Below are 18,737 nucleotides of genomic sequence, written 5' to 3' on the forward strand. Positions count from 1 at the left end.
GGCCGGGCCGTGCGCGGCCGGGATGGGCCTGTCCGGCGAGTGTGGCTCCGCTGGCGGGGCGGGCTCAGGGCGGTGGCGTTGCGGCGGGGGAGTCGGCCGTCCGGGTCGTGCGCACATGACGGGGGGCTCATCCGTGCCGGGAGGTGGCGGTCCGGCGGGCGACCCGCCTGCCCCGCGCGGTGCCGCCGCGCGAGCCTGCGGGGACCGGGCATGATCGGGGTCATGGGCACGTTGGAGGACGTCAAGGAGCGGGTCGCCGCCGGGCACACCGTGGAGTTCGGCTGTGCTGTCGGGGCCGTGCCGCCGCTGCTGCACGGCGGGGAGCGGGTGGTCGTGGCCCCGGCCGATCCCGCGCGGGTCGCGGCCGGGGACATCGTCCTCGCCAGGGACGCCGGCGTCCACGGCCTGCACCTGGTGACCGCCGTGGACGGCGACGCCGACGGCCGCCGCGTGCGGCTCGGCGGCGGTGAGTGGGCGGACGGCGAGTGCGTCGTCGGCGTGTGCGTGGCCGTCGACGGCGTCCCGCGCTCCGCCCGCCTCGACCTGCTGCCGCTGCGCGCCGGCCATGCCGACGAGATGGCCCGCGTCCTGTCCGACCCCGCCCTGCACGCCTTCATCGGCGGCAGGCCGGAGACGCTCGACGAACTGCGCGCCCGCTACCGGCGCGTGCTCGCCGGTTCCCCCGACCCGGCCGTCTCCTGGCTCACCTGGGTGCTCCGGCTGCGCGACGAGGGGTGCCTGACCGGTTACGTGCAGGCGACGCTCTCCCCGGGAGCCGCGGGCCCCGAGGCCGAGATCGCCTGGGTCGTCGGCACCCCCTGGCAGGGCCGCGGCCTGGCCGGGGAAGCGGCCCGCGCCCTGACCGGTTGGCTGGACTCCCGGGGCGTGCGCACGGTCGTCGCGCACATCCACCCCGACCACCGCGCCTCCGCGTCCGTCGCCCGCGCCTGCGGCCTCGCCCCGACCGGACACTGGCAGGACGGTGAGCGCCGCTGGCAGCGCGACGTGCCGGACGGTGTCCCGGAAACCGCTTGAGTCTCCCCCGGGGGGAGACGCGAGGGTGGGGGCATGCACGACGGCACGCTCCATTCCATCGGCGACCTCGCCCGGCATGCGGGGCTGACGGTCAAGACCGTCCGGTCCTGGTCCGACCGCGGGATCGTGGTCCCCGCCGGCCGCAGCGCGGCCGGGTACCGGCTGTACGACGCTCGGGCCCTCGCCCGCCTGGAGCTGGTGCGGACCCTGCGGGACCTCGGACTGGACCTCGCCACGATCCGCAAGGTCGTGGACCGCGAACTCACGCTTCCCGAGGTGGCGGCGGCCCACGCCGAGGCGCTGGCGGCCCGGATCCGCGTGCTGCAGCTGCGGCGTGCCGTACTGACGGCGGTCGCCGAACGCGGCGCCACACCCGAGGAGATGGATCGCTTGAACCGACTGGCCATGCTGACCGCCGAGGAGCGGCGCCGGGTGATCGAGGGCTTCCTGGACGCCGTGCTCGGCGGCCTGACCGACCCCGCGGTTCCCGGCATCCGCCGCACGCTGACGCCCGAACTGCCCGAAGACCCCGCTCCGGAGCAGCTCCGCGCGTGGGTGGAACTGGCCGAACTCGCCGAGGACGAGGCCTTCCGTACGCGTCTGCGCGCCCTGGCCGAGGACCTGACGGCCCGGCGTGCCCGCGACGGCGACGGGCTGCCGCGCCGCGACCTGGTCGCGGTGGTCCGGGACCGGGTGGGCGCGGCGGTCGCGGCCGGAGTCGATCCGCTGTCCGCGGGTGCGGAGCCGGTCGTGGCGGCGCTGACCGCCGGCTGCGCCGAGGCGCTGGGCACGGCGGACGACGACGTCCTGAGCGGCCGGCTGCCCGCCCTGCTGGCGGCCGCGGACGACCCGCGCCGCGAGCGCTACGCCGTGCTGCTGGCGACGGTCAACGGCTGGCCGGCACCGGAGTCCGCCGCCCCGGAACTGGCCTGGTCGCTGAAGGCCCTCGCCGCCCGTCGTGCCGGTGCCGCGGATCGGGCGGGCACCGCTGTGACCAGTGGGGGAGGCGGGGCACCAACTCGCGGCCGGACCCGGTAAGTTGTCCATTGATCGGATCGGTTTTTCGATTTCTCGAGTTTCAGGGGATGGTCCCATGGGCAACGACAGCGAGGCCTCCACCGCCTACGAGTCCGCCGAGCAGCTCCGCAAGCGCATCGACACCACGCGGGCCCACCCGGCCCGCGTCTACGACGTGTTCCTCGGGGGCAAGGACAATTACCCCGTCGACCGCGACGCCGCCGCGGCCGCCCTCGCCGCCAACCCGCGCGGCTACCTCGACGTCCGGCACAACCGGGACCTGCTGCGCCGCGCGGTGAACCACATCGCGGGCGAGGTGGGCATCCGCCAGTTCCTGGACATCGGCACGGGTCTGCCGACCCAGGAGAACGTCCACCAGATCGCCCAGCGGATCAGCCCCGACGCCCGCGTGGTGTACGTCGACAACGACCCCGTCGTCCTCGCGCACGCCCGCGCCCTGCTCGCCTCCAGCCCCGAGGGCCGGACCGACTACATCGACGCGGACCTCCGCGACCCGGCCACCATCCTCGAACAGGCCGCCCGAACCCTCGACTTCGACCAGCCGATCGCCCTGGTGCTGGTGGCCGTGCTGCACTTCGTCGAGGACGACGAGGCGTACGGAGTCGTCAAGCACCTCGTGGACGCCCTGCCCTCGGGCAGCCATGTGGTCCTGACCCACCTCACCTCCGACCTGAACGCCGAGCAGATCGCCAAGGTGGCCAAGACCTACCAGGACCGGGGCTTCTCCTTCGTGCTCCGGCCGCACGCCGAGGTCCTGCGCTTCGTGAGCGACAACGGCCTCGAACTGATCGAGCCCGGGCTCGTCCCCGTCCACCACTGGCGTCCGGACCACTCCCCGGACACCGGTGCCTCCACCGCGGACATGGACCCGGCGTTCATCGAGGGCATGGAGGACATCGACAGGATCCGCTACAACGACATCAACGACGTGACGGACGCCGACATCAACGTCTACGGCATGGTGGCCCGCAAGCCCTGAGCCGAGCGGCCCCGAAACCGGACGTCGGACGCCGGGCCCACGGCCCGGCGTTCAGCGCCGGTAGATCGTGATGGAGTGCCCGACCTCGTCGACCGGAACGGCACTCTCCAGGAGCGCGGCGAGCGGCCCCTCGGCCTTGGCGGCCGCGGAGTCGGACACGACGAGCAGGCCGTGCACGTCGTCAGCGGGCACGGACAACGCGTACCGTGACGTGATGCCGTAGTACGACGGCACGCCGCTGCCCTTGTAGACCAGCCAGACCCGCTCGCCCGGATAGCGCTCCCTCAGCCGGTCCGCGAGCCGCCCGAGGTCCTGGCCCCAGTCGACGTTGGAGTCGTGCAGGCGCCGATGTGTCGCCGCAGGACCGCCGAACGCCTCGTTGGAGTACGGCAGGTAGAAGGGGAACGTCCGCAGCGAGCTGACCGCGGCGAAGGCGGCCAGCGCGACGGCCGCCGCCCGGACCCACCGCCGCCGTACGGCCGTGACCCCCGCGGCCGCCACCGCCCCGAACACCGGAACGAACACCGCGTAGCGGACACCCAGGTCCCGCGACCCGGTCATCGCCGCGGCCAGCAGCACCAGCGGTGGCAGCAGCACGTAGGCCGCCGCGGGCCGCAGCCGGTGCACGGCGAGCAGCACGCCCGCACCGGCCGCCCACAGGGCCAGCATCCCGAGCGGCGTCTTCACCAGCAGCGCCGCCGGCAGGTAGTACCACAGTGCCCCGCGATAGTGCCGGCCGAAGAGGAAGCCGTCCCAAGTCGCGTTCTCGAAGCCGAACTGGAGGCGCATGCCGTCCCGGTAGGCCTCGGGGAACGGCAGCAGCGACGTCACCAGCCCGCGCAGTCCGTGGACCGCGGGCACCCCGTCCGGCGTCGTCCACCGCAGCCGCGGGTCCACGGCGAGATAGGTGGCCCACACCACCGCCACCGCGACCAGGGCGACGCCTGCCGCCGCCGCGAGACCGCGTGCCCAGCGCCCCTTCCTTGCCTGGTCGACGGCGGCCAGGAGCAGCACCACCGGTACCACGGCCAGCATGTTCATCTTGGTGGCGAGGGCCGCACCGAGCGCCGCACCGGCGAACGGCAGCCACAGGCGCGGCCGTTCGCGGGCGCGCCACAGGCACCACGCCGCCGTCAGGACGAAACCGGCCGCGGGCACGTCCAGGGTGGCCAGCGAGCCGTGCGCGACGACGTCGGGCGAGAAGGCGTACAGCGCCACGGCGAGCAGCGCTCCCGCAGGGCCGAACAGGTCCCGTGCGAACGCCATGACCACCAGTCCGAACAGCAGCGTCAGCACGATCACCGGCAGGCGCGCCGCGAGCATCACCCGCCACGGGTCGTTGCCCGACTCGTACAGGACATGGCGTCCCAACTGCGTCTGGTTCCCGGTGAATCCGCGGTCGAAGTGCACGTCGGTGAACGCCAGCCCGCTCGCCACGACGAGCTTGCCGAGCGGCGGGTGCTCGGGGTTGAAGCGCAGGCTGTGCTCGTGCAGGTAGACCTCGGCCGTGCCCACGTACACCGGCTCGTCGATCGTGGGGGTCTGCTGCACGGCGGTCGTCACCATGGCGAAGGCCATCTGCGCCAGCAGCGCGACCACGGCCAGGACGAACAGCCACTGCCGCCATCGCCTCCGGTCCCACGGGCGCCGCGTCCGGCCGGGCTCCGGTGCGGCGGCGGGGGGCGCGGCCGCGTCCGGGGCCGCCAGGGGCTGTCGTCGTGCCGGCCCTGGTCCCATGATGTCCGCACCCCGTGCAATGCCGCGCGCCGCACAGGGCCGTCCCTGTGCCTTTCCGCCCCGCATCATGGCACGGGTTCCGGCCGCGCCCCGCCTTCTCAGCCGCGCAGCACCTTCCGGCCGAGCTCCCGGCGCGCCGGAGCGAGCCCCGCGTCGATCTCCTTGGCCCGCGCGACGTCCGCGACGACACCGGCCTCCCGGGTCGAGCGGGCCGCCAGCGCGGCCCTGCGCAGGTGGGTCGGCGGGTGCGTGCTGTTCTGGGCGTGGGCGGTCAGGACCGACACCCGGCGGCGCCGCTCGACCTCGTGCGGGGGGATCGAGGCCGTGTACTCCCACAGCCGTTCCCAGACCGCCTCGCCGGACCCCTGGTCCTGGGTACCGCCCCTGCCGCGGTGCAGGGTCCTGGACGAGACGCCCTGCTGGTGCAGCCAGAACGAGGCGGCGTCGGCCAGCAGCAGGAAGTCCATGACCTCCACGGCCGCCGCCGACGAACCGATGCGCGCCGCGAGGTCGTCGGCGAGGTACTCGGCCTGCTGGGAGGCGCGCAGCGTCAGGTGCTCCAGCACACGAAGAAGCAGGAGCGCGACGTACGCCGGGGGGAACATCAGCAGCCGTGCGACGGTCTCGACCGGGCCCAGCCCCCGGGTGTCGTCCGAGGGGCGCAGCAACACGTACCACTGGGCGAGCGCGCGGCCCGCGGAGCCCACGAACAGCCCTTGCCGGGCGTCCCCGTTGACCAGGTGGCCGAACTCGTGGCCGAGCACGGCGACGCGCTGCTGCGGGGTGAGCGCCTCCCACAGCCCGAGCCCGATGCTCAGTACGGTGCGGCGGCGCAGGCCCGCCACCCCGACGGAGGCGCCCACCCCTTCGTCCACCACGACCACATGGGCCCGTGGCGCCCCCAGCGTGTCGGCGACCTCGTCCAGGAGCCCGTACAGCGCGGGCGCGTCGGCGCGTTCCACCCGCACGCCCTCCCGCGGCACCGAGTACAGCCGCGGGCGCATCAGCCACGCGAGGACCAGCAGCAGGATCCCCACCACACCCGGGACGACCGCCTCCCAGCCCGTCAGGGCGAGCCACACGCCACACACCGCGATCGCGAGCGTCAGCAGGTGCACCGACCCCGCCAGCGCGAGTGCCGCGGCGTACGTGGCGCCTCGTCCTGGGCGCGGCGGGTGCGCCGACGTCATCCGGCCGAACAACTCCTCGCCGTAGGTCCGCGAAAGTCGCCGCCGGAACCTGTCGATGCGGCCGGCGTCGTCCGTGGACTCGTCGGCGCCGCCCCGCACGTTCCAGGCGCACTCCACGCACCACGTCACGAACCGGTCGTCGGACGGCAGTACCGCCCCGCACTGCGGGCACCGCCCGCTCACGTCGTTCCCCACCCCTGGCCCTCCCCTTGATCATCTCTGCGTGGTGAGCGTAGGCCAAGCCACCGGCGCCGCGCGCGCAAGGGACGGGCGCGGAAGGGAGGTTCACCCGGGATTGGTTGTTCCGCTCCGGCGCCGCAACGGAACATGGGGGCATGAGCCATGACGAACGCCCCGCCGACGGACACCACGAAGGGGTCCGCGGCCTCGTCGCGCGGATCGCCGAGCACCACTGGGAGGCCGTGCGGAAGCACGAGGAGGACGAGTTGACGGAGACGGTCGACGAGGCCGCGTTCGACCTCGGCGCGGACATCGCCCACCCCGGCGCGGGGCACGGGCCGGTCGGCTACGACGTGGAGACCGACCTCGGCCGGGAGAAGGAGCCGCCGGAGCTGCGCCCGTAACCGGCGCTTCCGCCGCCCCCCCCGCATGCCGTGCCCGGCCAGGGGTAGCCGGGCAGTGAGGGCCGAGGGGCGGGGAATCTCCGCCGGCGATCCGTCAGCACCGTGCAGTCCGCGGTGCGAGGGCCGGTTCGGCCGGGATCACGGGAAGGGCGGAGCGATGCCGGACAGGGAAGAGGCGCCCGGGCAGTGGCGCACGGACGCGGCGCGGGCCCGGCGGGAACTCGGCGGCGCGGTCGCCCGGTTCGCGGCTCGTACCGAGGCGAGGGTGCACCCGCGGGAACGGGCCGCCGCCGCGCGGCAGCGGATCGGCGCACGGACGGCGCAGGCCAAGGACACGGCCGCACGTGGACTGGAGCACGTGCACGAGCGCACCCCGGCCCCCGTCCGGCAGCGGGCCCGGAAGGCCGCCGTGGTCGCGGGCCGCAACCGCGACCAGATTCTCGCCGTCGTCTCGGGCATCGTGCTGATCTACCTGGCCGTGCGCCGCACCAGGCGGTGAACCCCGGCCATGAGGGCGTCCCGGATGCTGTACCGGCCGGTGGGCCTCGCCCTCGGCGCGCTCGGCGGCGCAGTCGCCGGCGCGCTGTTCACGAGGGCGTGGAAGCTCCTCGGCGACGAGACCGAGGCGCCCAAGCCCACCGACGAGGACCGCCGATGGCGGGAAATCCTGATCGCCGCCGCCCTGCACGGCGCGATCTTCGCCACGGTCAAGGCCGCCGTCGACCGGGCCGGCGCGGCGGGCGTGCGGCGGCTCACAGGGACCTGGCCCGGGTGACGGTGAGGCCGTGCCGGCACAGGAGCTCCGGGCTGCCCCCAGCGGGGGTGCATCGCAGGACGCAGAGCCGTCTCGCGGTCGTCCGGCCGCGCGCACGGTGCGGCACGGGCACCTCCCAGCGGTAGCTGGGGTGGGGGCACCTCCCAGCGGTAGCTGGGGGAGTGAGGACACGGCCTACCGCGCGGTCAGGGGCTGTTCGCCGTCCCCGGCCGTCCGGCGCAGGTACGTCCGCGCGATGTCGTGCAGCCGCGCCCGGTCGAAGCTGCGGCCGTGCCCCGGGTGCACCACGGACACGTCCAGCCCGCACAGGAACTCCATGCTGCGCCGGTAGGCGGCCACGTCGGACCCGGGCAGATCGTCGACCAGGTACCCGTCGTAGACGACGTCACCGGGGTACAGCGCCCCGGTGTGCTCCTCCAGCAGCGCGACGGACCCGGGGGTGTGCCCCGGCAGGTGCAGGACGGTGAGCGACCGGCCGCCGAGGTCGATGCGGTCCCCGTCCTCGACCGGGCGGGTCAGCGTCACCGGGGCGACGCGGTACGCCGCCGGGTCGTACCCCGGCCCGGGGAGGGCGTCGATCATCCGGCCGGGGAAGTCCGCCCCCACCTCGCCGGCGCCGAGCAGGCGGGCCAGCTCCGGCCCGTCCAGGCTCGCCGGGACGCCCGCCGCCAGGGCGGCGGCATCGGCGGGGTGCCCGGCCCGCTCGCGGAACTCGTGCGCCCCGCCGACGTGGTCCAGGTGCGCGTGGCTGAGAACGGCCAGCGGGTCGCGTGCGAAGAGCGCGGGCACTTCCTCACGCAGCGTGACGACGCCCAGCCCGGTGTCCACCACGACATCGCGGTCCGTGCCCCGGAGCCACCACACATTGGCCTTGAGGATCTCGTGGACATGCGGTTCGGTGAGGCGGATCAGGCCGTCCCCGTACGGCTGTTGCTCGAACCAGGGGCTCATGCGCGGCCATTCTGCCCGGCGTGCGCCCGGCCCCCGCCGCGGGGTCCCGCCAGGCGGCGGGGGGCCCGCACCCTCCGCCCGGCGGGGCAGGACCGGACGCCTGCCGGATACCGGCCGGCGGTCCCGCCCGGGGACCATCGAGACATGGCGCACGATGTTCTCTTCACCGTGTCGGCCCCGGGGCGACCGGTAGCGGAGCGGGCGGCTCCCACCGGCGCCCCGGAAGCCATCTCCCGGAACGTTCCGGTGGGGCGCATGGTGGGGGTGGACCTCGCGCGTGGACTCGCGGTCCTCGGAATGTACGCGGCCCATGTGGGCCCGGATCCCGAGATCGGCGGATTCCGGGGCTGGCTGATGGAACTGGCGCAGGGCCGGTCGTCGGCCCTCTTCGCTTTCCTGGCAGGTCTCTCGATCGTCCTCCTCACCGGACGGCGGACCCCCGCGACCGGCAGGGCCGGCCGGCAGGCGGTCGTCCGGGTGGTGATCCGCGCGGTGGTTCTGGTGGCCCTGGGCACCGCGCTGACGATGCTCGGCACCTCGATCGAGGTGATCCTGGCGTACTACGGCGTGTGCTTCCTGCTCGTTCTCCCGCTGTACCGGCTGCGCCCCGCCGCTCTCGCGGCGATCGCGGCGGGCAGTGTGCTGGTGCTGCCCCAGGTGCTCTTCGTGGTGCAGCGATCGATCGATCAGGGCTCGTGGGCCGAGGCGGTCACGCGGCACGACCCCCTGGCCCACGTCGGCGGCACGGACGGTGTCATCGGGCTGATGTTCACCGGTGACTATCCCGTCCTCGCGTGGGTGCCGTTCCTCATCGCCGGCATGGCGGTTGCCCGTCTCGACCTCAGGTCGGCGGCCGTTCGTGCGCGGCTGGCGATGGCAGGTGGAGCGCTGGCCCTGGTCGGCTACGGCGGATCATGGCTGGCGCTGCACCTGATTCCCGGCGTGGTGCCGGGAATCTCCATGTTCGGGCAGGACGCGGTGCGCGGCGGCGCGCGGTCGGCCTGGTGGTCGGACGCCGCGGGCTTCCCGAGCGGCGACGGGGACAGCGCGTCGTGGCTGTGGGCCGCCTCCCCGCACAGCGAGACCACGCTCTCGGTGATCGCCGGCACGGGTGTCGCCCTGCTGGTGCTCGTCGTCTGCACGGACGCCGTCGCCCGGTGGCGCGCCGTTCGGCGGGTGGCGATGCCGGTGATCGCGGTCGGCTCGATGCCGCTGACGGTCTACGTTCTGCACATCCTCGCCGTCAAGGCACTGGGCCTGGACCTCGGCGACCTTCCCGGCCCGCCGATGGCCGTCCTGCTGGCGTTCGCCGTCGCGGCCATGCTGCTGGCCGTGGTCTGGTCGTCCTTCTTCCGCCGGGGGCCCCTGGAGTACGTCCTGCACGGGGCGACCCGCATCAGCCGCTGCGTGGCCTGAGTGCCGGCAGTCTGATTCACGGTGTGCGCCCTTCCCCGTGCCGGTGGCGCAGCAGTCCCGCGCGCTCGGCCAGCAGGGCTGCCTGCACACGGCTGCCCACCCCCAGCTTGGTCAGGATCGCGCTGACATGGTCCTTCACCGTGCCGGTGCTCAGGTGGACCCGGTTGCCGATGTCGGCGTTGGACAGCCCTTCGGCGACCAGCACGAGCACATCGCGCTCCCGGTCGGTCAGCCCGGCCACCGCGTGCGCCGCGGTGGTCTGCTCCTCGCCCTCCAGGTAGCCGTCCACGACGGTGCGGGTGACCTCGGAGGCGAGCACGACCCCGCCGGCGGCCAGGTTCCGCACCAGGTACGCCAGCTGCTCGGGGTCGGTGTCCTTGAGCAGGAAGCCCGCCGCCCCGGCCCGGAGGGCGGCCGTGACGTACTCGTCGGTGTCGAAGGTGGTCAGCATCGCCACCACGGGGGGCGCGGGCATCCTGCGGATCTCGGCGAGGATGGTGAGCCCGTCCACGTCGGGCATGCGGATGTCGAGGAGCACGACGTCCGGGCGCAGCTCGTCCACCGCCCGCAGGGCCCGTCCCCCGGGCACCGCGGCGACCGTCTCGATGTCGTCCGCCGCGTCGAGGATGTGCTGGAAACCCGTGCGGATCAGTGCCTCGTCGTCCACCACCAGTACCCGGATCACGGTCGATCCCTACCCCGCCGCGCTCCCGGGGCTGCCGGATATGGTGTTTTTTGCCGGGAACAGAAACATTTGGCCAATGTGTTGCATGCCCTGCACGATGGTTGGTGCCGTCGTACCGGGTCCGGGCCGGGCCGGACCGGCGGGGAAGGAGCCAGGATGGACGCGTGGTGGCGTGACCGTCCCCGTGACGCGGGGAGCGGGGAGGCCGCCGTCGTGTGCCCCCGTGACGGCGTCATCACCGTCATGGCCGCGCTGCTGATCGTGGCCGTACCGGTGGCCGATCTCTTCCTTCCGATGAACATCCACATCGCGCACGTCCTGGTCGTGCCGGTGGCGTTGGTCGCCGCCTTCGCCGGGCCCCTGCGCGGCGCGCTGACCGCGCTGCTCGCGGTGCTCGCCCTGATCGCCGCCGGCGCCGAGCGGTCCGCCCTGACCACCGAGAACGTCCTGGTTCAGCTGGCGTCCCTGGTGATGGTGTCGGTGCTGCTGGTGGTCTTCGCCCTGTCGACCGAGCGGGGACGGCACGAGCTGGCCGGTGAACGCCGGATCGCGGAGGCGGCCCACCGGGTCGTCATGCGGCCCCTGCCCGGCCGCTCGGGACCACTGACGATCGCCTCGGCCTACCGCTCGGCCGACGACGGCGCCCGGGTCGGCGGCGACCTGTACGCGGTCGCCCGCACCGCGAACGCCACGCGCCTGCTCATCGGCGACGTGCGCGGCAAGGGGCTGAACCTGCTGGGCGAGACCGAGACCGTGCTCGGCGCCTTCCGCGCGGCCGCCCACCGCCAGGAGCCGCTGCCGGAACTCGTCGCCTCGCTGGAGGGCAGCGTGCGCTGGGGGTTCGCGGAGTTCTGCGACGCCTCGGCCGAGGCCGACGTGGGGGAGCGGTTCGTGACGGCCGCGGTCGTCGAGATCCCCGACGACGAGCCGTACGTCCATGTGGTCAGCTGCGGCCACCTGCCCCCGCTGCTGCTGCACGAGGGCCGGGCGACCCTCCTCGCCGTCGAGGATCCCGCCCCACCGCTCGGCCTCGGCGCCCTGGTCGAGAGCACGTACGCCCCCAGCACCTTCCCCTTCGTCCGCGGCGACCAGCTGCTGCTCTACACCGACGGGCTCACGGAGGCCCGCGACGCCCAGGGCGGCTTCTACCCGCTGCTGGAACGCGCCGCCGGCCTGACCTGCTCGGGCGGCCCGGCGACCCTCGTGCAGGCGGTCACCAGGGACCTGCTGGGCCATGCCCACGGTCCGCTGGGCGACGACATGGCCGTCGTCGCCCTCCGGCGCGAGCACTGACGCCCCGCCCGTGGCCCCCCGGCGGCCGCGGACGCCCGTTCCGTACGACCGCCCGTTTCCGGCCGCTGTCGCGGGCCGGCGGCATCAGGACCGCTCTGCCGGGCAGGCGCGAGGACATGGGGATGCTGCGACGCTGGGAAAGGGCGATCGAGCGCTGGGAGCAGGCGCTGTACGCCAAGGTCTTCGATCACGAGCCCGTGGAACTCCTCGACGCGCTGCGGCGCGAGTGCGACGGGCACGCCGTGGTGTGCAGTGCCAGCCGGGTGGTGGTGCCCAACGTCTACACCGTCGAACTGGCGGCCCCCGTCCACGAGGAACTCGGCTCGGACCGCGAACGGGTGGGGGAGGCGCTCACCGACGCGCTCCAGCGGCACGCCGAACGCCGGGACTACGAGTGGGCGGGCCCGCTCGCCGTGCACATCACCCGCGCCGCCCGGCTGCCCAACGGCCGCTACCGCGTGGTCAGCAGCCCCATGCGGCAGATCAGGGCCGACGTGATCGCGCCGCGTCCCGGGGCGCCGACGCGGACCCGGCTGCGGCCGTCCGGTGGCGCCGCAGCTCCGCGTTGAAGTGGGCGCCGCTCAGCAGTGCGAGGTTGGACACCCACAGCCACATCAGGAACACCACCGTGCCGGCCAGCGGCCCGTACAGGCGGCTGTACGTTCCGACGTGCGACACGTACAGCGTCAGCACGGGGGTCGACGCGAGCCACAGCAGGACCGCGAGCACACCGCCGGGCAGCATGACCCGCACCGGCCGGACCTGCGGCGGCCCGGAACGGAACAGCACCAGCACCAGCAGCGTCGTCAGGCACAGCAGCAGCGGCCACTTGAGGACGTTCCACGCCGTCACCGCCATCCCGGACACCCCGAGCAGTTCCCCGGACCGCCGGGCCAGCCGCCCGGTGAGCATGAGGGTCATCGGGCCCAGCGCCAGCAGGGCCAGCAGCACCGAGGCGGTCACCGCGATGCGCGGTGCCGTGCGCCAGGACGGCCGGTGGTCCCGCACCCGGTTCATCGCGTGCAACGCCCGCCGGAACACGGCGAGATAGCTCACCGCGGACCACAACGCGGCCGCCGCGCCGGCGATCGCGAGCACCCAGGCCGCCGACCGCTCCCGCGCCACGTCCCGCATCGTGTGCGCCAGCATCTCCCCGGACCCGGCGGGGGCGAGGGCGCTCACCCGCGCGATGAGGTCGCCCGTGGCCGACGCGTCGGCCAGGCCGATGACCGACACCGTCAGCAGCATGCCGGGGAAGAGCGTCAGCACGCCGTAGTACGTGAGGGCGGCTGCCTTCTCCGAGGCGTCCTCGTCCCACAGTGCCACGGCGGCGCGGCGTGCGACGACCAGCAACTCCGCCGCCCTGTACCGGCCGTCCGCCGGCCGCGGGCCCCGGCTCCCGGGGAGGCCGCCGCCCGTCACCGTCCGCTGCTCCGCCATCGCGTTTCCCGTCCGCTGTGTTCCGGGGCTCCGGGCGGGCCCGTCCCGCGTGACGCGTCTGCCCTGGCCGGGGTGCGGCATGCGCCGTTTCCCCCGTTCGACGGGCGTCGCCCACCGGTTCACCCGGGGAGACGATCCTTGGAATAACCGGTGTCAGAGCGGGGCAAATGTGGTGACGAAAGCGAAAGGGAGTGATTCTTCGTGCAATTGAAGACTCGCGGGATCGTTTTCGGCGCGGCACTGACCGGCGGTGCGCTCGGTGCCCTCATCGGCGCCGTGTTGACGGGCGGCCTGGTCAACACCTTCTCCGCCGCGCTGCTCTGTGCCGCCACCGCGGTCGCCGGCGTCGCCCCTTCGCACGGGGCCGGCGGGTCGCGCCGCCGCCCCGCGCGGCGGGCCCGGCGTCCTGATCAGATCCCGCACCAGCGTCGCGTCGGACACGTCGGCGGACAGGACGCGCTGCGCTGGTGACCGCAGCCGCGCACCCTGCGGCGCCGGAACGACGGCCGCCCGCCGTCGGGGTCGGGCGGCACGTCGTCGGTGGCGGAAGCGCTCGGGCTGCCCCGTGCGGGGCCTCTCGCCGGTCAGTTGAAGGTGTCGGGGTCCGGCCCGATGCGGCCGCCGTCGTCGAGGGCGTCGATCGCGGCGATGTCGGCGTCGGTGAGCTCGAAGCCGAAGACGTCGAGGTTCTCGCGGATGCGCTCGGGCGTCACGGACTTCGGGATGACGACGTTGCCGAGCTGGAGGTGCCAGCGCAGGATCACCTGGGCGGGCGTCCTGCCGAGGCGGCCGGCGATGGAGGTGACGGCCGGGTCCCCGAGCAGCGCGCCCTGCGCGAGCGGGCTCCAGGCCTCGGTCGCGATGCCGTGCCGTGCGTGGAAGGCGCGCAGTTCGCGCTGCTGCAGCCGCGGGTGCAGCTCGACCTGGTTGACCGCCGGGGTGACGCCGCTGTCGTCCATCAGGCGCCGCAGGTGGGCGGGCTCGAAGTTGGAGACGCCGATGGCGCGCGCCCGCCCCTCGGAGCGGATCTTCTCGAAGGCGCGCCAGGTGTCCGTGTAGCGGTCGTGGGCGGGCGCGGGCCAGTGGATCAGATAGAGGTCCACGTGGTCGAGGCCCAGCCGGGCGAGGGAGGCGTCGAAGGCGGCCAGGGTGCTGTCGTACCCCTGGTCGGCGTTCCACAGCTTGGTGGTGACGAAGAGCTCGTCGCGGGGGATGCCGGAGGCGGCGAGCGCCTGGCCGACGCCGGTCTCGTTGCCGTAGATCGCGGCGGTGTCGATGCTGCGGTAGCCGCTCTCCAGGGCGGTGGTGACGGCGGCGGCCGTCTCGTCGTCGGGCACCTGGAAGACGCCGAAACCGAGCTGCGGCATGGTCACGCCGTTGTTGAGCGTGATGTGGGGGACGGGTGTGGTCATGGCGCTGATCCTTTCGCGTCACGGCCCGGCGGGGCCGTGGGGGCGAGTGCGGACGGGTGAACGTCCGGGCGGAGGGGGGAACCTTCCGCGCTTCCGCCCCTCACGCTATTTGCGTTCAAAGGTATTTGCAAACGCGGCATATGTGGGAGGGTGTGAAGGGAGCGCACGCCGCATGTCCGCGTACGGACCCTCCGTGCCGGCATGAATGGGCCGCGCTTGACGTTATGTGGCGTGTGCAAATATTGTGGACGCACGCTAGGCGTCATCGCAACCTTTGAGAGGTCCCCACCATGCCCATCGCGCTCCTGGCCCTCGCCATCGGGGCCTTCGGGATCGGAACCACCGAATTCGTGATCATGGGTCTGCTCCCGCAGGTCGCCTCCGACTTCGGCGTGTCCGTTCCCACCGCAGGCCTCCTGGTGACGGGCTACGGCCTCGGGGTCATGCTCGGCGCGCCGATCATGACGCTGCTGGGCACCAAGATGTCGCGCAAGAACATGCTCATGCTGCTCATGGCGCTGTTCGTCGCCGGCAACCTGGTGTCCGCGTTCGCCCCGGTGTTCGGCGTCATGCTGGCCGGCCGCATCCTGGCCTCCTTCACCCACGGCGCCTTCTTCGGCATCGGCTCGGTGGTCGCCGCCGAACTGGTCGCGCCGGAGAAGAAGGCCCGCGCCATCGCACTGATGTTCACCGGGCTGACCGTGGCGAACGTCGTCGGCGTGCCGCTCGGGACGTTCATCGGCCAGAGCGCCGGGTGGCGGGTGACCTTCGTGCTCGTCGCGGCCCTCGGCGTCCTCGGCCTGGCCGGCGTCGCCAAGCTGGTCCCCGACCTGCCCAAGCCCGAAGGCGTGAGCCTGCGGCACGAACTGGGCGCCTTCCGCAACGTGCAGGTCGTGCTGGCCATGGCCATGACCGTGCTGGGCTTCGGCGGCGTCTTCGCGGCCATCACCTACATCGCGCCGATGATGACCGACGTGGCCGGCTTCGCGGACTCGTCGATCACCTGGCTGCTCGTCCTGTTCGGCGCGGGCATGGTCGTCGGCAACCTGATCGGCGGCAGGTACGCCGACCGGGCCCTGATGCCGATGCTCTTCTCGGCGCTCGGTTCCCTGGCCGCCGTGCTCGCCCTGTTCACCCTCACCGCGCACAGCCGGCCCGCCGCCGCCGTGACCATCTTCCTGATCGGCGCCCTGGGCTTCGCCACCGTGCCGCCGCTCCAAAAGCGCGTCCTCGACCAGGCGTCCGGGGCGCCGACCCTCGCGTCGGCCGTGAACATCGGCGCCTTCAACCTCGGCAACGCCCTGTCCGCGTGGCTGGGCGGCATCGTCATCGCCGCGGGGCTCGGCTACACCGCGCCCAACGTGGTCGGCGCGGCCCTCACCGGCTCCGCCCTGGTCCTTGCCGTGGTCTCCGCGCGCCTCGACCGGCGCCGCGGCGGCCAGGGCCGGGCCGCCCGCGGCGGGGTCGTCGCCGATTCCCACGGCCACGAGCGGCCCTCGCTCGCCGGCCGGCACTGACCCCGCCCACCGCGGGCGCCGCGCCCGCGCCACCGCACCCCCACCGCGTCCCGGAAGGACCCCATGAACATCACCCGCATCCTCACCGACCGGATCGGCTTCGGCACCGCCCCGCTGGGCAACATGTTCCGGGCCATCCCCGAGGACGAGGCCGCCGCCACCGTGCAGGCGGCCTGGGACCAGGGCATCCGCTACTACGACACCGCGCCGCTGTACGGTGCCGGCCTGGCCGAGATCCGGCTCGGCGACGCCCTCGCCGGAAAGCCGCGCGATGAGTACGTGCTGAGCACCAAGGTCGGCCGCATCATCCTCGACGAGGTCGAGCCGGCGGCCCGTGAACTGGGCGAGAAGGGCAACCTCTTCGAGCACGGCCGCCCCAACACGATCGTCAACGACTACACCGCGGACGCCACGCTGCGCTCCGTCGAGGAGAGCCTCAAGCGCCTGCGCACGGACCGTGTCGACATCGTGTGGGTCCACGACATCGCGCAGGACTTCTACGGCGACGCCTGGCTGGAGAAGTTCGAACAGGCCCGCACCGGCGCCTTCCGCGCCCTGTCCCGGCTGCGGGAGGAGGGTGTGATCAAGGCCTGGGGCATCGGCGTCAACCGCGTCGAGCCGCTGGAGACCACCCTCGAACTCGACGAACCGCGCCCGGACGCCTTCCTGCTGGCCGGCCGCTACACCCTGCTCGACCACGAACGGGCCCTGCAGCGGCTGATGCCCGCCGCCGCGGCTGCCGGAGTCGGCATCGTCGTCGGCGGCCCGTACAGCTCCGGCGTCCTGGCCGGGGGCCGGCACTTCGAGTACGCGGAGGCCTCCCCGGAGATCCTCGCCAGGGTCGGGCGGATCAGGGACCTCGCCGACCGGCACGGCATCGGCATCAAGGCCGCGGCGCTGCAGTTCGCGCTCGCCAATCCGGCGACCGCCGCGGTCATCCCGGGCGCCACGAAGCCGGGCCGCATCGCCGAGGACCTCGCCGCGCTCCGCGAGCCGGTCCCCGCCGCCTTCTGGCGGGACCTGCGGGCGCAGGGCCTGGTGGCGCAGGACGCACCGCTGCCCGCCGCCTGACCGGCGGCGTACGGCGGGGCGGGCACCGGCGGGCACACACCGCCGGTGCCCGCCCCGCTTCGGGGTGGTCCGTGGGCCGGTCAGCCCTGGAGTGCCTTGAGGAGGGCGTCCACGCCGTCGCGGTAGATCCCGGTGAAGAGGGCGACCACGTCGTCGTCGGCGACCCCCTGCGGGACGAAGCGGCCGGACCACTGGACCTCGGCCGCGTCCTTCTCGCCGGGGACCGCGTGCACCCGCAGTGTGGCCAGGTACCCGGTGGCGGGGAACGGGGTCTCCACGAAGGTGTAGGCGTAGGTCCGCTGCTCTTCGTCGAAGGACACCATGCGCTCCACGACGACCTCGCCGTCGGCGGTGCGGAGGCGGCGGACCCGCCCGCCCTCCATGAGGACGGTCTCGGTGATGGAGGGGTTCCACTCGGACAGCGAGCCGAAGCCGCCGATCAGTTGCCACACGCGCTCGGGGGACGCGGGGACGACCTGGCTCACCGAAGTCGAGGCCATGGGGGTTCTCCTGGTGTCGTCGGCTGGGTGCACCGGTGCACGGGGACGGGACGTCCGGCGGGGCGGGCGGTTCAGGCGCCGCCGGGCAGGGGCGCGAAGGGGCTGACGAGCGCCGCCTCGCGCAGGTCGTGCCAGAACGCGGCCGGGATCTCCTCCCGGGCCGCCGCGATGTCCTCGGCGATGCGGCTCGGCCGGGTCGCCCCGGGTACGACGGCGCAGGCGACCGGATGGGCGAGCGGGAACTGCAGCGCGGCCGCCTTGATCCCCACGCCGTGCCGGTCGGCGATCTCCTTGATCCGCCGGACCTTCTCGAGCACTTCGGCGGAGGCGGGACGGTACTCGAAGTGGTCGCCGCCGGCGAGCACTCCGGAGCTGTAGGGTCCGCCGACGACCATGCCGAGGCCCTGCTCCCGGGCGGTGGGCAGCAGCCGCTGCAGGGCGCGCTCGTGGTCCAGGAGCGTGTAACGGCCCGCGAGCAGGAAGCCGTCGGGCTGCGGTTCCTGCAAGTCCAGGGCGAGCTCGATGGGTTCGACGCGATTGGTGCCGATGCCCCACGCCTTGATGACACCGTCGTCGCGGAGGCGGGTGAGCACCCGGAAGGCGCCGGTGCGCGCCTCGTCGAACTTCTCCAGCCACGCGTCGCCGTGGAAGTCCTGGGCGATGTCGTGCACCCACACGATGTCGATGCGGTCGGTGCCCAGCCGCTTGAGACTGTCGTCGAGCGAGCGCTCGGTGGCGTCCGCGGTGTACTCGGTCACCATCGTCTTGGGCCGGCCGTGCTCGAACAGGCCGCCCTTGTCGCCCAGTTCGTGCTCGCGGGCGCTGGGGTCGCCCATCTCGTCGAACACGACGCGCCCGACCTTGGTGGACAGCACGTAGGTGTCCGAGGACTGCCGGGACAGGAGTTCACCGAGGCGCAGTTCCGCCAGGCCCGCTCCGTAGAACGGCGCCGTGTCGTAGTAGCGGATGCCCTGGTCCCAGGCCGCGCGGAGGGTCGCCCGTGCCTCCTTGTCCGGTACGGCGCGGAACATGTTGCCCAGCGGGGCGGTGCCGAAGCCGATGCGGTCGGGAAGGATCGAGGCAAGCCTCATGACGTGTCCCTTCAGCGATGTCC

Annotated in this window: 20 protein-coding genes; 12 read left to right on the plus strand and 8 right to left on the minus strand. The window is 73.6% G+C overall.

Annotated elements, in window-relative coordinates:
- The first annotated feature begins 498 nt into the window (after nucleotides 1-498).
- Genes ACIP64_RS17335 through ACIP64_RS17345 form a run of 3 tightly spaced genes read left to right on the plus strand, consistent with a single transcriptional unit; the run spans nucleotide 499 to nucleotide 3,052 of the window.
- A complete protein-coding gene (locus ACIP64_RS17335; RefSeq protein ID WP_401587332.1) occupies nucleotides 499-1,035 on the plus strand; it encodes a GNAT family N-acetyltransferase in 537 nt (178 codons plus the stop codon).
- 33 nt (nucleotides 1,036-1,068) lie between these two features.
- Entirely contained in the window at nucleotides 1,069-2,073 is a 1,005-nt protein-coding gene (locus ACIP64_RS17340; protein WP_401586998.1) for a MerR family transcriptional regulator, read from the plus strand.
- 55 nt (nucleotides 2,074-2,128) lie between these two features.
- Complete coding sequence (locus tag ACIP64_RS17345) at nucleotides 2,129-3,052, plus strand: SAM-dependent methyltransferase (RefSeq protein WP_401587001.1); 924 nt, start codon at nucleotides 2,129-2,131, stop codon at nucleotides 3,050-3,052.
- A gap of 51 nt (nucleotides 3,053-3,103) precedes the next feature.
- Here ACIP64_RS17345 and ACIP64_RS17350 read toward each other — a convergent pair whose 3' ends face one another.
- On the minus strand, nucleotides 3,104-4,789 hold the full coding sequence (locus tag ACIP64_RS17350; RefSeq protein ID WP_401587003.1) for a glycosyltransferase family 39 protein: 1,686 nt from the start codon (nucleotides 4,787-4,789) through the stop codon (nucleotides 3,104-3,106).
- 98 nt (nucleotides 4,790-4,887) lie between these two features.
- Complete coding sequence (locus ACIP64_RS17355) at nucleotides 4,888-6,174, minus strand: M48 family metallopeptidase (RefSeq protein ID WP_401587006.1); 1,287 nt, start codon at nucleotides 6,172-6,174, stop codon at nucleotides 4,888-4,890.
- 140 nt (nucleotides 6,175-6,314) lie between these two features.
- Here ACIP64_RS17355 and ACIP64_RS17360 point away from each other — a divergent pair, with 140 nt between their 5' ends.
- The 3 genes from ACIP64_RS17360 (at nucleotide 6,315) to ACIP64_RS17370 (ending at nucleotide 7,338) form a co-directional block, all read left to right on the plus strand.
- Nucleotides 6,315-6,563 (plus strand): hypothetical protein, encoded by a 249-nt coding sequence (locus tag ACIP64_RS17360; protein WP_401587008.1) that lies wholly within the window; start codon nucleotides 6,315-6,317, stop codon nucleotides 6,561-6,563.
- A 157-nt stretch (nucleotides 6,564-6,720) separates the two neighbouring features.
- Nucleotides 6,721-7,062, plus strand: coding sequence for a hypothetical protein (locus ACIP64_RS17365; protein WP_401587011.1), 342 nt, complete (start codon nucleotides 6,721-6,723; stop codon nucleotides 7,060-7,062).
- A 9-nt stretch (nucleotides 7,063-7,071) separates the two neighbouring features.
- Nucleotides 7,072-7,338 carry a DUF4235 domain-containing protein gene (locus ACIP64_RS17370; protein WP_401587014.1) on the plus strand — a complete coding sequence of 89 codons (267 nt, stop codon included), beginning with the start codon at nucleotides 7,072-7,074 and terminating at the stop codon, nucleotides 7,336-7,338.
- A gap of 174 nt (nucleotides 7,339-7,512) precedes the next feature.
- Here the strand turns inward: ACIP64_RS17370 and ACIP64_RS17375 are convergent, their stop codons facing one another.
- Nucleotides 7,513-8,289, minus strand: coding sequence for an MBL fold metallo-hydrolase (locus ACIP64_RS17375; RefSeq protein WP_401587017.1), 777 nt, complete (start codon nucleotides 8,287-8,289; stop codon nucleotides 7,513-7,515).
- A 144-nt stretch (nucleotides 8,290-8,433) separates the two neighbouring features.
- Here ACIP64_RS17375 and ACIP64_RS17380 point away from each other — a divergent pair, with 144 nt between their 5' ends.
- Entirely contained in the window at nucleotides 8,434-9,705 is a 1,272-nt protein-coding gene (locus ACIP64_RS17380) for a DUF418 domain-containing protein (RefSeq protein WP_401587020.1), read from the plus strand.
- Between the two features lie 16 nt (nucleotides 9,706-9,721).
- Here the strand turns inward: ACIP64_RS17380 and ACIP64_RS17385 are convergent, their stop codons facing one another.
- Nucleotides 9,722-10,390, minus strand: a complete 669-nt coding sequence (locus ACIP64_RS17385; RefSeq protein WP_401587023.1) for a response regulator — start codon at nucleotides 10,388-10,390, stop codon at nucleotides 9,722-9,724.
- A 156-nt stretch (nucleotides 10,391-10,546) separates the two neighbouring features.
- Here ACIP64_RS17385 and ACIP64_RS17390 point away from each other — a divergent pair, with 156 nt between their 5' ends.
- Both ACIP64_RS17390 and ACIP64_RS17395 read left to right on the plus strand, forming a co-directional pair.
- The gene (locus ACIP64_RS17390; protein ID WP_401587026.1) at nucleotides 10,547-11,683 is read left to right on the plus strand and encodes a PP2C family protein-serine/threonine phosphatase; all 1,137 of its coding nucleotides are present in this window, start codon (nucleotides 10,547-10,549) and stop codon (nucleotides 11,681-11,683) included.
- A 116-nt stretch (nucleotides 11,684-11,799) separates the two neighbouring features.
- Complete coding sequence (locus ACIP64_RS17395) at nucleotides 11,800-12,252, plus strand: DUF3662 domain-containing protein (protein WP_401587029.1); 453 nt, start codon at nucleotides 11,800-11,802, stop codon at nucleotides 12,250-12,252.
- Here ACIP64_RS17395 and ACIP64_RS17400 read toward each other — a convergent pair.
- A complete protein-coding gene (locus ACIP64_RS17400; protein WP_401587032.1) occupies nucleotides 12,167-13,123 on the minus strand; it encodes a YihY/virulence factor BrkB family protein in 957 nt (318 codons plus the stop codon). The two genes, ACIP64_RS17395 and ACIP64_RS17400, sit on opposite strands and share 86 nt — an antisense overlap.
- 201 nt (nucleotides 13,124-13,324) lie before the next feature.
- Here ACIP64_RS17400 and ACIP64_RS17405 point away from each other — a divergent pair, with 201 nt between their 5' ends.
- A complete protein-coding gene (locus ACIP64_RS17405; protein ID WP_401587035.1) occupies nucleotides 13,325-13,594 on the plus strand; it encodes a hypothetical protein in 270 nt (89 codons plus the stop codon).
- A 113-nt stretch (nucleotides 13,595-13,707) separates the two neighbouring features.
- Here the strand turns inward: ACIP64_RS17405 and ACIP64_RS17410 are convergent, their stop codons facing one another.
- Complete coding sequence (locus tag ACIP64_RS17410) at nucleotides 13,708-14,535, minus strand: aldo/keto reductase (protein WP_401587038.1); 828 nt, start codon at nucleotides 14,533-14,535, stop codon at nucleotides 13,708-13,710.
- A 290-nt stretch (nucleotides 14,536-14,825) separates the two neighbouring features.
- On the opposite strand from ACIP64_RS17410, the gene ACIP64_RS17415 reads away from it, so the two are divergent.
- Nucleotides 14,826-16,052: an MFS transporter gene (locus ACIP64_RS17415; protein WP_401587040.1), complete on the plus strand. Its 1,227-nt coding sequence runs from the start codon at nucleotides 14,826-14,828 to the stop codon at nucleotides 16,050-16,052.
- Between the two features lie 63 nt (nucleotides 16,053-16,115).
- Nucleotides 16,116-17,123, plus strand: coding sequence for an aldo/keto reductase (locus tag ACIP64_RS17420; protein ID WP_401587042.1), 1,008 nt, complete (start codon nucleotides 16,116-16,118; stop codon nucleotides 17,121-17,123).
- An 80-nt stretch (nucleotides 17,124-17,203) separates the two neighbouring features.
- Here the strand turns inward: ACIP64_RS17420 and ACIP64_RS17425 are convergent, their stop codons facing one another.
- Both ACIP64_RS17425 and ACIP64_RS17430 read right to left on the minus strand, forming a co-directional pair.
- A complete protein-coding gene (locus ACIP64_RS17425) occupies nucleotides 17,204-17,623 on the minus strand; it encodes an SRPBCC family protein (protein WP_401587045.1) in 420 nt (139 codons plus the stop codon).
- Between the two features lie 71 nt (nucleotides 17,624-17,694).
- Entirely contained in the window at nucleotides 17,695-18,714 is a 1,020-nt protein-coding gene (locus ACIP64_RS17430; protein ID WP_401587047.1) for an aldo/keto reductase, read from the minus strand.
- Nucleotides 18,715-18,737 lie beyond the last annotated feature (23 nt).

This window comes from Streptomyces sp. NPDC088733 (genome assembly GCF_044751185.1).
In the GTDB taxonomy this organism is placed as follows: domain Bacteria; phylum Actinomycetota; class Actinomycetes; order Streptomycetales; family Streptomycetaceae; genus Actinacidiphila.

Excerpts from the sequence above, each read along its gene's own strand:
- ACIP64_RS17340 (WP_401586998.1), top strand. The coding sequence starts at position 1,069 with ATGCACGACGGCACGCTCCATTCCATCGGCGACCTCGCCCGGCATGCG.
- ACIP64_RS17345 (WP_401587001.1), top strand. The coding sequence starts at position 2,129 with ATGGGCAACGACAGCGAGGCCTCCACCGCCTACGAGTCCGCCGAGCAG.
- ACIP64_RS17350 (WP_401587003.1), bottom strand. The coding sequence starts at position 4,789 with ATGGGACCAGGGCCGGCACGACGACAGCCCCTGGCGGCCCCGGACGCG.
- ACIP64_RS17360 (WP_401587008.1), top strand. The coding sequence starts at position 6,315 with ATGAGCCATGACGAACGCCCCGCCGACGGACACCACGAAGGGGTCCGC.
- ACIP64_RS17365 (WP_401587011.1), top strand. The coding sequence starts at position 6,721 with ATGCCGGACAGGGAAGAGGCGCCCGGGCAGTGGCGCACGGACGCGGCG.
- ACIP64_RS17370 (WP_401587014.1), top strand. The coding sequence starts at position 7,072 with ATGAGGGCGTCCCGGATGCTGTACCGGCCGGTGGGCCTCGCCCTCGGC.
- ACIP64_RS17375 (WP_401587017.1), bottom strand. The coding sequence starts at position 8,289 with ATGAGCCCCTGGTTCGAGCAACAGCCGTACGGGGACGGCCTGATCCGC.
- ACIP64_RS17380 (WP_401587020.1), top strand. The coding sequence starts at position 8,434 with ATGGCGCACGATGTTCTCTTCACCGTGTCGGCCCCGGGGCGACCGGTA.
- ACIP64_RS17390 (WP_401587026.1), top strand. The coding sequence starts at position 10,547 with ATGGACGCGTGGTGGCGTGACCGTCCCCGTGACGCGGGGAGCGGGGAG.
- ACIP64_RS17395 (WP_401587029.1), top strand. The coding sequence starts at position 11,800 with ATGGGGATGCTGCGACGCTGGGAAAGGGCGATCGAGCGCTGGGAGCAG.
- ACIP64_RS17400 (WP_401587032.1), bottom strand. The coding sequence starts at position 13,123 with ATGGCGGAGCAGCGGACGGTGACGGGCGGCGGCCTCCCCGGGAGCCGG.
- ACIP64_RS17410 (WP_401587038.1), bottom strand. The coding sequence starts at position 14,535 with ATGACCACACCCGTCCCCCACATCACGCTCAACAACGGCGTGACCATG.
- ACIP64_RS17415 (WP_401587040.1), top strand. The coding sequence starts at position 14,826 with ATGCCCATCGCGCTCCTGGCCCTCGCCATCGGGGCCTTCGGGATCGGA.
- ACIP64_RS17420 (WP_401587042.1), top strand. The coding sequence starts at position 16,116 with ATGAACATCACCCGCATCCTCACCGACCGGATCGGCTTCGGCACCGCC.
- ACIP64_RS17425 (WP_401587045.1), bottom strand. The coding sequence starts at position 17,623 with ATGGCCTCGACTTCGGTGAGCCAGGTCGTCCCCGCGTCCCCCGAGCGC.
- ACIP64_RS17430 (WP_401587047.1), bottom strand. The coding sequence starts at position 18,714 with ATGAGGCTTGCCTCGATCCTTCCCGACCGCATCGGCTTCGGCACCGCC.